General features: G+C 60.5%; 12 protein-coding genes. 11 read left to right on the forward strand and 1 reads right to left on the reverse strand.

Annotated features, from left to right (window positions below):
• The first annotated feature begins 258 nt into the window (after positions 1-258).
• From ACIP8I_RS25915 to hisC, 10 genes are all read left to right on the forward strand, one after another.
• Positions 259-1,068, forward strand: a complete 810-nt coding sequence (locus ACIP8I_RS25915; protein ID WP_003221703.1) for an ATP-binding cassette domain-containing protein — start codon at positions 259-261, stop codon at positions 1,066-1,068.
• The gene (gene mlaE, locus ACIP8I_RS25920) at positions 1,068-1,865 is read left to right on the forward strand and encodes a lipid asymmetry maintenance ABC transporter permease subunit MlaE (RefSeq protein ID WP_003221704.1); all 798 of its coding nucleotides are present in this window, start codon (positions 1,068-1,070) and stop codon (positions 1,863-1,865) included. Before ACIP8I_RS25915 ends, mlaE begins: the two co-directional genes overlap by 1 nt.
• Complete coding sequence (gene mlaD / locus ACIP8I_RS25925; protein WP_007967220.1) at positions 1,865-2,332, forward strand: outer membrane lipid asymmetry maintenance protein MlaD; 468 nt, start codon at positions 1,865-1,867, stop codon at positions 2,330-2,332. Before mlaE ends, mlaD begins: the two co-directional genes overlap by 1 nt.
• Before the next feature lie 11 nt (positions 2,333-2,343).
• On the forward strand, positions 2,344-2,997 hold the full coding sequence (locus tag ACIP8I_RS25930) for a phospholipid-binding protein MlaC (RefSeq protein ID WP_007967223.1): 654 nt from the start codon (positions 2,344-2,346) through the stop codon (positions 2,995-2,997).
• The gene (locus tag ACIP8I_RS25935; protein WP_400764729.1) at positions 2,994-3,299 is read left to right on the forward strand and encodes a lipid asymmetry maintenance protein MlaB; all 306 of its coding nucleotides are present in this window, start codon (positions 2,994-2,996) and stop codon (positions 3,297-3,299) included. The genes ACIP8I_RS25930 and ACIP8I_RS25935 overlap by 4 nt, the downstream gene beginning before the upstream one ends.
• Positions 3,300-3,415: 116 nt before the next feature.
• Entirely contained in the window at positions 3,416-3,655 is a 240-nt protein-coding gene (locus tag ACIP8I_RS25940; protein ID WP_007953556.1) for a BolA family protein, read from the forward strand.
• 22 nt (positions 3,656-3,677) lie between these two features.
• Entirely contained in the window at positions 3,678-4,943 is a 1,266-nt protein-coding gene (gene murA, locus ACIP8I_RS25945; protein ID WP_047291321.1) for a UDP-N-acetylglucosamine 1-carboxyvinyltransferase, read from the forward strand.
• Positions 4,944-5,070: 127 nt separating this feature from the next.
• Positions 5,071-5,706 carry an ATP phosphoribosyltransferase gene (hisG, locus tag ACIP8I_RS25950; RefSeq protein ID WP_007967226.1) on the forward strand — a complete coding sequence of 212 codons (636 nt, stop codon included), beginning with the start codon at positions 5,071-5,073 and terminating at the stop codon, positions 5,704-5,706.
• A 125-nt stretch (positions 5,707-5,831) separates the two neighbouring features.
• Positions 5,832-7,169, forward strand: coding sequence for a histidinol dehydrogenase (gene hisD, locus ACIP8I_RS25955; protein ID WP_007967227.1), 1,338 nt, complete (start codon positions 5,832-5,834; stop codon positions 7,167-7,169).
• Positions 7,170-7,171: 2 nt separating this feature from the next.
• Positions 7,172-8,224 (forward strand): histidinol-phosphate transaminase, encoded by a 1,053-nt coding sequence (gene hisC / locus ACIP8I_RS25960; RefSeq protein WP_400764730.1) that lies wholly within the window; start codon positions 7,172-7,174, stop codon positions 8,222-8,224.
• Between the two features lie 121 nt (positions 8,225-8,345).
• On the opposite strand, the gene algW is transcribed toward hisC, so the two are convergent.
• Entirely contained in the window at positions 8,346-9,500 is a 1,155-nt protein-coding gene (gene algW / locus ACIP8I_RS25965) for a Do family serine endopeptidase AlgW (RefSeq protein WP_007967229.1), read from the reverse strand.
• A 103-nt stretch (positions 9,501-9,603) separates the two neighbouring features.
• On the opposite strand from algW, the gene ACIP8I_RS25970 reads away from it, so the two are divergent.
• Positions 9,604-10,362, forward strand: coding sequence for a Nif3-like dinuclear metal center hexameric protein (locus ACIP8I_RS25970; protein WP_003221714.1), 759 nt, complete (start codon positions 9,604-9,606; stop codon positions 10,360-10,362).
• Positions 10,363-10,655: the final 293 nt, after the last annotated feature.

Genomic DNA, 10,655 nt, shown 5'->3' on the forward strand with positions numbered 1-10,655 from the left:
CCGATGAAAAGGCGGCGATTATAGCGGTTATGTTGAAAAGCCTCACGCAAGTTCGTCGTGCTTTGTCATTCCTTGTCACCAAAACCCTGAAAAAGCGCGGGCGGGCCTGTCATGTCGCTGAACACAGAGGGGCATGGGCCTTGGGCGCTTGGCCTTTGCAGTGATATAGTTCGCCGCCAGTTCGGCCTGCCCGGGAGGTATGTGCTTTCCAAGGAAAGCCAGGCGTCCGAGTGAGAGGCTGCATCGCAAGGAGTTTAGATGAGTGCCGATAACGCCTACGCGGTCGAGCTGAAGGGAGTCTCCTTCAAGCGCGGTGCGCGCAGCATTTTCAATAACGTCGATATTCGCATCCCGCGTGGCAAGGTTACCGGCATCATGGGACCTTCCGGGTGCGGCAAGACCACTTTGTTGCGCTTGATGGGTGCGCAGTTGCGTCCTTCCAGCGGCGAAGTCTGGGTCAACGGCCAGAACCTGCCGACACTGTCGCGCAGTGATCTGTTCGATGCGCGCAAGCACATGGGTGTGCTGTTTCAGAGCGGCGCGCTGTTCACCGATCTCGATGTCTTCGAGAACGTCGCGTTCCCCCTGCGCGTTCATACCCAATTGCCGGATGAAATGATCCGCGACATCGTCCTGCTCAAATTGCAGGCGGTCGGCTTGCGCGGTGCCATCGAGTTGATGCCCGACGAGCTGTCCGGCGGCATGAAGCGCCGGGTGGCGCTGGCCCGGGCGATTGCGCTCGATCCGCAGATTCTCATGTATGACGAGCCTTTCGTCGGTCAGGATCCGATCGCCATGGGCGTGCTGGTACGCCTGATCCGTCTGCTCAACGACGCGTTGGGAATCACCAGTATCGTGGTCTCTCACGATCTGGCCGAAACCGCGAGCATCGCTGACTACATCTATGTAGTGGGTGATGGCCAGGTGCTGGGGCAGGGCACGCCGGACGAGTTGATGAATTCGGATGAGCCGCGTATTCGCCAGTTCATGACCGGCAACCCCGATGGCCCGGTGCCGTATCATTTTCCAGCGACGGATTACCGCGCAGATCTTCTGGGGAAGCGCTGATGCGCAGAATTTCATTGATAGAACGCGTGCGCCGGTTCGGCGAGGCGGCGATCGACGCCGTCGCGGTGTTCGGTCGCGCGACCCTGTTCCTGTTTCACGCCCTGCTCGGTCGTGGCGGCATCAGCGGCGGATTCGGCCTGCTGGTCAAGCAACTGCATTCGGTTGGCGTGATGTCGCTGGTGATCATCGTCGTGTCGGGGATTTTCATCGGTATGGTGCTGGCGCTGCAGGGCTTCAGTATTCTGTCGAGCTACGGTTCGGAGCAGGCCGTGGGGCAGATGGTCGCCCTGACGTTGCTGCGTGAACTGGGACCGGTGGTGACGGCGTTGCTGTTTGCCGGGCGTGCCGGTTCGGCGCTGACTGCGGAAATCGGCAACATGAAGTCCACCGAACAGCTTTCCAGCCTGGAAATGATCGGTGTCGATCCGCTCAAATACATTATTGCCCCGCGTCTGTGGGCCGGTTTCATTTCCCTGCCGGTGCTGGCGATGATTTTCAGCGTGGTGGGGATCTGGGGCGGTTCGTGGGTGGCTGTCGACTGGCTTGGCGTGTATGAAGGCTCTTACTGGGCGAACATGCAGAACAGCGTGAACTTCACCAGCGATGTGCTCAACGGGGTCATCAAAAGTATCGTTTTCGCCTTCGTCGTGACCTGGATTGCCGTTTTCCAAGGCTATGACTGTGAGCCCACTTCCGAGGGCATCAGTCGCGCCACCACCAAGACCGTGGTATTTGCCTCGCTGGCGGTACTGGGCCTGGACTTTATTCTGACCGCTTTGATGTTTGGAGATTTCTGATGCAAAACCGCACCCTGGAAATCGGTGTCGGCCTGTTCCTGCTGGCAGGGATCCTGGCCTTGTTGCTGCTTGCTCTGCGGGTCAGTGGCCTGTCTCCGACTTCGACCACCGACACCTATAAACTGTATGCCTACTTCGACAATATCGCCGGTTTGACGGTCAGAGCCAAAGTGACCATGGCCGGTGTGACCATCGGCAAGGTCACGGCCATCGATCTGGATCGCGACAGCTTCACCGGTCGGGTCACCCTGCAAGTGGATAAAAAGGTCGACAACCTGCCGACCGACTCCACAGCGTCTATCCTGACCGCTGGCCTGTTGGGCGAGAAGTACATCGGTATCAGCGTGGGCGGGGAAGACACCCGTCTGAAGGATGGTGGAACCATCCACGACACGCAGTCGTCTCTGGTACTGGAAGACCTGATCGGTAAATTCCTGCTCAATACCGTTAGCAAAGACGCCAAATGAGGAGCTTTTGAATGATCTCTACCTTGCGACGTGGCCTGTTGGTGTTGCTCGCGGCCCTGCCACTGCTGGCTAACGCTGCGCCTGGACAGTCGGCGCACGACCTGATTCAGGACACCACGAACCGGATGCTGGCCGACCTGTCGGCCAATAAAGAAAAGTACAAGCAGGATCCGCAGGATTTCTACACGGCGCTGAACACTATCGTCGGTCCCGTGGTGGATGCCGAAGGCATTTCCAAGAGCATCATGACGGTCAAGTACTCGCGCAAGGCCACGCCGGCGCAGATGCAGACCTTCCAGGAAAACTTCAAGCGCGGCCTGTTCCAGTTCTATGGCAATGCCTTGCTCGAATACAACAACCAGGGCATCACGGTTGATCCTGCCAAGGATGAGTCCGGCGATCGCACCAGCGTCGGCATGACCGTCAAGGGCAACAACGGCGCGATCTACCCTGTGCAGTACACGCTGGAGAAGATCAATGGCGAGTGGAAACTGCGCAATGTGATCATCAATGGCATCAACATCGGCAAGCTGTTCCGTGATCAGTTCGCCGACGCGATGCAGCGCAATGGCAACGATCTGGACAAGACCATCAATGGTTGGGCCGGTGAAGTCGCCAAAGCCAAGGAAGAAACCGACAAAGCTGCCGCGAAGCCAGCGCAATGAATGAGGCGGCAGTTCGTATGAGTGAGGTCGACGAGCTATTGCTCAGCGGAGTGCTGGATTATCGCACAGGTCCCAACCTGCGCAAGGAAGGCCAGGCGCTGATCAAGTCCAGCAAGGCGGCAGCGCTGGTCATCGATTGTTCGGCAGTGAAGAAGTCCAGCAGCGTCGGCTTGTCCTTGCTGCTGTGCTTCATGCGCGATGCCCAGGCGGCCGGCAAGGCCGTCAGCATCCGCGCGATGCCGGAAGACATGCGCGAAATCGCTCAGGTCAGTGAACTGACCGAGTTGCTGGCGCACCCCTGAACCCGCATCGATAAAGAAGCCCCCCGTCAGAGTCCTGCCAATGCGGGGTTCGCAGGCGCGGGGCTTTTTTGTATGATGTCCGACCCGTGCGCACAGGGCGCCGATTGAGGTTGAGCATGCAGGCCGTAGAAGTGAAGAGCTTCCTTGAAGGAAAGCTGCCAGGAACGCAGGTGGAAGTTGAAGGCGAAGGCTGCAACTTTCAGCTGAACGTGATCAGCGATGAACTGGCGGCATTGAGCCCGGTCAAGCGTCAGCAGAGCATTTATGCCCATTTGAACCCGTGGATCGCCGATGGCAGCATCCACGCGGTCACTATGAAATTTTTCAGCAGCGCGGCCTGGGCCGAGCGCACCTGAGCCCAAGGGCGTCGAGATTCTTATGGATAAATTGATTATTACCGGTGGCGTTCGTCTTGATGGCGAAATCCGTATCTCCGGGGCGAAGAACTCCGCCCTGCCGATTCTGGCTGCCACCCTGCTGTGCGATGGCCCGGTGACCGTTGGCAACCTGCCGCACCTGCACGACATCACCACCATGATCGAGCTGTTCGGTCGCATGGGCATCGAGCCGGTGATCGACGAGAAACTCAGCGTCGAAATCGATCCACGCACCATCAAGACCCTGATCGCGCCGTACGAACTGGTGAAAACCATGCGTGCCTCGATCCTGGTACTGGGCCCGATGGTTGCGCGTTTCGGCGAAGCCGAAGTCGCCCTGCCTGGCGGTTGCGCCATCGGTTCGCGTCCGGTCGACCTGCACATCCGCGGCCTCGAAGCCATGGGCGCGGTGATCGACGTCGAAGGCGGCTACATCAAGGCCAAGGCACCTGAAGGCGGCCTGCGCGGCGCCAGCTTCTTCTTCGATACCGTCAGTGTGACCGGTACCGAAAACATCATGATGGCGGCAGCCCTGGCCAAGGGCCGCAGCGTGCTGCAGAACGCCGCGCGCGAGCCTGAAGTGGTTGACCTGGCGAACTTCCTCAACGCCATGGGCGCCAAGGTTTCCGGCGCCGGCACCGACACCATCACCATCGATGGCGTCGAGCGTCTGGGTTCGTGCTTCTACAAGGTCATGCCTGACCGTATCGAAACCGGCACCTACCTGGTGGCCGCTGCGGTCACCGGTGGCCGTGTGAAGGTCAAGGACACCGATCCGACCATCCTCGAAGCCGTTCTGGAAAAGCTCCGTGAAGCCGGCGCCGAAGTCACCAGCGGTGACGACTGGATCGAGCTGAACATGCACGGCAAGCGCCCGAAAGCGGTCAACGTGCGCACCGCGCCGTACCCGGCGTTCCCGACCGACATGCAGGCGCAGTTCATCTCGCTAAACGCCATTGCCGAAGGCACTGGTGCGGTGATCGAGACGATCTTCGAAAACCGTTTCATGCACGTGTACGAACTGCACCGTATGGGCGCCAAGATCCAGGTCGAAGGCAACACCGCGATCGTCACCGGTACTGAAGTCCTGAAGGGCGCGCCAGTGATGGCCACCGACCTGCGTGCTTCGGCCAGCCTGGTGATCTCGGCATTGGTGGCCGAAGGCGACACCCTGATCGACCGCATCTACCACATCGACCGTGGTTACGAGTGCATCGAAGAAAAACTGCAGATGCTGGGCGCCAAGATCCGTCGCGTTCCGGGCTGATTGCTGCACGCGGACACAGGGAAGTGTCCACTGAATTCGTTTCGAGTCGAGCCGGTATCCGGCTTGATGTGTGTCCGGCGCCGATTGCGACCGGGCATGAGTACCTTGATAAGGACTGACGTTTCCCATGTTGACCATCGCACTGTCCAAGGGCCGCATCCTTGACGACACCCTGCCGCTTCTCGCTGAAGCCGGCATCGTGCCGACCGAGAATCCGGACAAGAGCCGCAAGCTGATCATCCCCACCACTCAGGATGACGTACGTCTGTTGATCGTGCGTGCCACCGACGTGCCGACCTATGTCGAGCATGGCGCGGCCGACCTCGGCGTCGCCGGTAAAGACGTGTTGATGGAATACACCGGCCAGGGCCTGTACGAGCCGCTGGATCTGCAGATTGCCCAGTGCAAGCTGATGACCGCCGGCAAGATCGGCGCGGCCGAACCCAAGGGCCGTCTGCGCGTGGCGACCAAGTTCGTCAACGTCGCCAAGCGTTACTACGCCGAACAGGGGCGTCAGGTCGACATCATCAAGCTCTACGGCTCGATGGAGCTGGCGCCGCTGATCGGTCTGGCCGACAAGATCATCGACGTGGTCGACACCGGCAACACCCTGCGTGCCAACGGCCTGGAACCTCAGGAACTGATCGCCACGATCAGCTCGCGCCTGGTGGTCAACAAGGCTTCGATGAAAATGCAACACGCCCGAATCCAGGCGTTGATCGATACCCTGCGCAACGCAGTGGAATCGCGACACCGCGGCTGATTCACCTGCGCGACCTTGAGTCGCGCCCGTCTATCCGCCTCATAGCCAGAATCTCAGGTGCCCAAGCGGAAACGACTGCTAAGTTAGGGCGTCTGAGTTTTTGCCATTCCTATGAGGCTCTCGCTATGACCGCACCGACTGCAATTCGCCGACTCAACGCTGCTGACCCGGATTTCGCGCATCATCTGGATCATCTGCTGAGCTGGGAAAGTGTGTCTGACGACTCGGTCAATCAGCGGGTGCTGGATATCATCAAGGCGGTGCGCGAGCGCGGTGACGCGGCGCTGGTCGAGTTCACCCAGAAGTTCGACGGCCTCGAAGTCGCCTCGATGGCTGACTTGATCCTGCCGCGCGAGCGCCTGGAACTGGCCCTGACCCGCATCACCGTGGCACAGCGCGAAGCGCTGGAAAAAGCCGCGGCGCGGGTGCGCAGCTACCACGAAAAACAGAAGCAGGACTCCTGGAGCTACACCGAGGCTGACGGCACCGTGCTCGGGCAGAAGGTCACGCCGCTGGATCGCGCTGGCCTCTACGTGCCGGGCGGCAAGGCGTCGTACCCGTCGTCGGTGCTGATGAACGCGATTCCGGCCAAGGTCGCCGGCGTGACCGAAGTGGTCATGGTGGTGCCGACCCCGCGCGGCGAAATCAACGAGCTGGTGCTGGCGGCGGCGTGCATTGCCGGCGTCGACCGGGTGTTCACCATCGGCGGCGCACAAGCGGTTGCTGCACTGGCCTATGGCACTGAAAGCGTGCCGCAGGTGGACAAGGTCGTCGGCCCGGGCAACATCTATGTGGCCACCGCCAAGCGTCACGTGTTCGGTCAGGTCGGCATCGACATGATCGCCGGCCCGTCGGAAATCCTCGTAGTGTGCGACGGTCAGACCGATCCGGACTGGATCGCCATGGACCTGTTCTCCCAGGCCGAACACGACGAAGACGCCCAGGCAATTCTGGTCAGTCCGGATGCCGAATTCCTCGACAAGGTCGCCGCGAGCATCGACAAACTGCTGCCGACCATGGACCGCGCGACCATCATTGAAACCTCGATCAATGGTCGTGGTGCGCTGATCCACGTGCGTGACATGGCGCAAGCCATCGAAGTCGCCAACCGCATCGCCCCGGAACACCTGGAGCTGTCGGTCGCCGACCCGCAAGCGTGGTTGCCGCAGATCCGCCACGCCGGCGCGATCTTCATGGGCCGCCACACTTCCGAAGCGCTGGGCGACTACTGCGCCGGCCCGAACCACGTGTTGCCGACCTCCGGCACCGCGAGGTTCTCCTCGCCGCTGGGTGTGTACGACTTCCAGAAACGCTCGTCGATCATCTTCTGCTCCGAGGCCGGTGCTTCCGAGCTGGGCAAGACCGCTTCGGTGCTGGCCCGTGGCGAATCCCTCAGCGCGCACGCACGCAGCGCCGAATACCGCATCAAAGACGCAGACTTTCTGCCAGGGCAGGGGGAATGAACATGAGTAAATTCTGGAGCCCGTTCGTCAAGGATCTGGTGCCGTATGTGCCGGGCGAACAGCCAAAGCTGACCAGACTGGTCAAGCTCAACACCAACGAAAACCCCTACGGCCCGTCGCCAAAAGCCCTGGCGGCGATGCAGACCGAACTCAATGACAACCTGCGTCTGTACCCGGACCCGAACAGCGATCTGCTGAAAACCACCGTCGCCCACTATTACGGCGTGCAGAGCAATCAGGTATTCCTCGGCAACGGTTCGGACGAAGTGCTCGCGCACATCTTCCACGGTCTGCTGCAACACGAGCAGCCGCTGCTGTTCCCGGACATCAGCTACAGCTTCTATCCGGTGTATTGCGGTCTGTACGGTATCCAGTTCGATGCCGTGCCGCTGGACGCGCAGTTCCAGATCAACCCGGCGGACTACGCCAAGCCGAACGGCGGGATCATCTTCCCGAACCCGAACGCACCGACCGGTTGCCTGTTGGCGCTGGAGGCGGTCGAGCAGATCCTCAAGGCCAGCCCGGATTCGGTGGTTGTGGTAGACGAGGCTTATATCGACTTCGGCGGCGAAACCGCGATCAGTCTGGTGGACCGTTATCCGAATCTGCTGGTGACCCAGACCCTGTCCAAGTCTCGCTCGCTGGCGGGCCTGCGCGTCGGTCTTGCGGTGGGTCACCCGGATCTGATCGAGGCACTGGAGCGAATCAAGAACAGCTTCAACTCTTATCCGCTGGATCGCCTGGCGATTGTCGGCGCGGCTGCAGCGTTCGAGGATCGTGAGTATTTCGACAAGACCTGCCGGCTGGTCATCGAAAGTCGCGAGTGGGTCATTGCGCAGTTGCAGGCCAAGGGCTTTGAGGTGCTGCCGTCGGCGGCAAACTTCATCTTCGCCCGTCACCCGCAACACGATGCCGCGGGGCTGGCAGCGAAACTGCGCGAGCAGGGCGTGATTGTGCGTCACTTCAAGCAGGAGCGGATTGCCCAGTTCCTGCGGATTTCGATCGGCACGCCGGAGCAGAACCAGGCGCTGATCGACGGCCTCGGCAACCTGTAGAACACCGCTAAACCTGTGGGAGCGAGCTTGCTCGCGAAAGCGGTTGGTCATTCAACATCGATGTTGAATGTGACGGCCTCTTCGCGAGCAAGCTCGCTCCCACAGTGTTTTGGGCAGGTGCTTACTCTTCTTCTTTGACCGGCGCCGGCGGTGGACGCAGGCCGATTTCAGCGGTCAGCTTGATCTCTTTGCCGTTGCGCATCACCTGAATCGTGACCTTGTCGGTCGGTTTGATCCGCGCCACCTGGTTCATTGATTTGCGGCCATCACCGGCCGGTTCGCCGTCGATACTCAGAATCACGTCACCCAACTGCAGGCCGGCCTTCTGTGCCGGGCCATCGCGGAAGATCCCCGCCACGACAATCCCCGGACGTCCGGACAGGCCAAACGACTCGGCCAGTTCCTGGGTCAGCGGCTGTACTTCAATACCCAGCCAGCCACGAATCACCTGACCGTGCTCGATGATCGACTTCATCACCTCCATCGCCAGTTTCACCGGGATCGCAAAGCCGATGCCCTGCGAGCCGCCGGACTTGGAGAAGATCGCGGTGTTGATCCCGGTGAGATTGCCGTTGGCATCGACCAGTGCGCCGCCGGAGTTGCCCGGGTTGATCGCCGCGTCGGTCTGGATGAAGTCTTCGTAGTTGTTCAGGCCCAACTGGTTACGCCCAGTGGCGCTGATGATGCCCATGGTCACGGTCTGGCCGACGCCGAACGGGTTGCCGATGGCCAGTGCGACGTCGCCGATGCGGATGCTGTCGGAGCGGCCGACGGTGATCGCCGGGAGACTTTTCAGATCGATCTTCAGCACCGCGAGGTCGGTTTCCGGGTCGCTGCCGATGACGCGGGCGAGGGTTTCGCGACCGTCCTTGAGCGCCACCACGATCTGGTCGGCGCCGGTGGTCACGTGGTTATTGGTCAGAATGTAGCCTTCCGGGCTCATGATCACCCCGGAACCGAGGCTCGATTCCATGCGTTTCTGCTTCGGCGAGTTGTCACCGAAGAAGCGCCGGAACTGCGGGTCTTCAAACAGCGGGTGCGCCGGTTTGTTGATGACCTTGGTGGTGTAAAGGTTGACCACCGAGGGTGCGGCGATGGTCACCGCGTCGGCATAGGACACCGGCCCCTGCTGCACGCTGGTGGTTTGCGGGGCCTGTTGCAGATTGACGTCGAGGCTCGGTAGCCCGACCCACTGCGGGTAACGCTGAATAATCAACAGAGCGATAAGCACACCGGCCAACAGCGGCCAGCCGAAAAAACGCAGCGCCTTGAGCATTAAGCACGTCCTGGAAAAGTTGCAGGCGGGGGCAGACCGCCCATAATGTCGCGCATTATACGAGGCCGCGCGCGCCTCTGAACGGGATATTTAGGAGTCTTTCATGGCCGTCGCCCTCAGCACCCTCGTCGAAGAAGCCGACCGTTACCTCGGCAGTGCAAAAATCGCCGATTATTGCCCCAACGGCCTGCAGGTCGAAGGCCGTCCACAAGTGATGCGCATCGTCAGTGGCGTCACCGCCAGTCAGGCCTTGCTCGATGCCGCAGTCGAAGCCGAGGCCGATCTGGTGCTGGTGCATCACGGCTATTTCTGGAAGGGCGAGAACCCGTGTATCACCGGCATGAAGCAGCGTCGCCTGAAAACCTTGCTCAAGCACGACATCAGTCTGCTCGCCTATCACTTGCCGCTGGATCTGCACCCGGAGGTCGGCAACAACGTGCAACTGGCGCGTCAGCTGGACATCACCGTCGAAGGGCCGCTGGATCCGGACAACCTCAAAATTGTCGGACTGGTTGGCTCGTTGAATGAGCCGATGACCCCGCGTGATTTCGCGCGCAAGGTCCAAGAGGTCATGGGCCGCGAGCCGCTGCTGGTCGAAGGCAGTGCGATGATTCGTCGGGTCGGCTGGTGCACTGGCGGCGGGCAGGGCTATATCGATCAGGGCGTCGCGGCGGGTGTTGATCTGTTCCTCAGCGGTGAAGCCTCCGAGCAGACCTTCCACAGCGCTCGGGAAAACGACATCAGCTTCATCGCTGCCGGTCACCATGCCACCGAGCGCTATGGCGTGCAGGCGCTGGGCGACTACCTGGCAAAACGTTTCGCCCTTGAACACATTTTCATCGACTGCCCGAACCCGATCTGAAATCCACCGCATTTCCTCTGTAGGAGTGAGCCTGCTCGCGATAGCTTTGTCACATTCAATATAGCGGTGACTGATACACCGCTATCGCGAGCAGGCTCACTCCTACACGGGGTGGGCGCCCAAACGGGTGGGCATATTCATATGCCCTTTCGATCTAGTAGGCGTCCTGATTAGAAGAGGTCGCTGTGCTAGGATTCCCCGCTCGAACACGGCCCGCTGGCCGTTCATAAGAAAGCTTTCGTGAGTAGCCATGGTCGACAAACTGACGCATCTGAAACAGCTGGAGGCGGAAA

Source organism: Pseudomonas sp. NPDC088414, from assembly GCF_044753325.1.
Classification (GTDB): domain Bacteria; phylum Pseudomonadota; class Gammaproteobacteria; order Pseudomonadales; family Pseudomonadaceae; genus Aquipseudomonas.

Excerpts from the sequence above, each read along its gene's own strand:
- ACIP8I_RS25915 (WP_003221703.1), top strand. The coding sequence starts at position 259 with ATGAGTGCCGATAACGCCTACGCGGTCGAGCTGAAGGGAGTCTCCTTC.
- mlaE (WP_003221704.1), top strand. The coding sequence starts at position 1,068 with ATGCGCAGAATTTCATTGATAGAACGCGTGCGCCGGTTCGGCGAGGCG.
- mlaD (WP_007967220.1), top strand. The coding sequence starts at position 1,865 with ATGCAAAACCGCACCCTGGAAATCGGTGTCGGCCTGTTCCTGCTGGCA.
- ACIP8I_RS25930 (WP_007967223.1), top strand. The coding sequence starts at position 2,344 with ATGATCTCTACCTTGCGACGTGGCCTGTTGGTGTTGCTCGCGGCCCTG.
- ACIP8I_RS25935 (WP_400764729.1), top strand. The coding sequence starts at position 2,994 with ATGAATGAGGCGGCAGTTCGTATGAGTGAGGTCGACGAGCTATTGCTC.
- ACIP8I_RS25940 (WP_007953556.1), top strand. The coding sequence starts at position 3,416 with ATGCAGGCCGTAGAAGTGAAGAGCTTCCTTGAAGGAAAGCTGCCAGGA.
- murA (WP_047291321.1), top strand. The coding sequence starts at position 3,678 with ATGGATAAATTGATTATTACCGGTGGCGTTCGTCTTGATGGCGAAATC.
- hisG (WP_007967226.1), top strand. The coding sequence starts at position 5,071 with ATGTTGACCATCGCACTGTCCAAGGGCCGCATCCTTGACGACACCCTG.
- hisD (WP_007967227.1), top strand. The coding sequence starts at position 5,832 with ATGACCGCACCGACTGCAATTCGCCGACTCAACGCTGCTGACCCGGAT.
- hisC (WP_400764730.1), top strand. The coding sequence starts at position 7,172 with ATGAGTAAATTCTGGAGCCCGTTCGTCAAGGATCTGGTGCCGTATGTG.
- algW (WP_007967229.1), bottom strand. The coding sequence starts at position 9,500 with ATGCTCAAGGCGCTGCGTTTTTTCGGCTGGCCGCTGTTGGCCGGTGTG.
- ACIP8I_RS25970 (WP_003221714.1), top strand. The coding sequence starts at position 9,604 with ATGGCCGTCGCCCTCAGCACCCTCGTCGAAGAAGCCGACCGTTACCTC.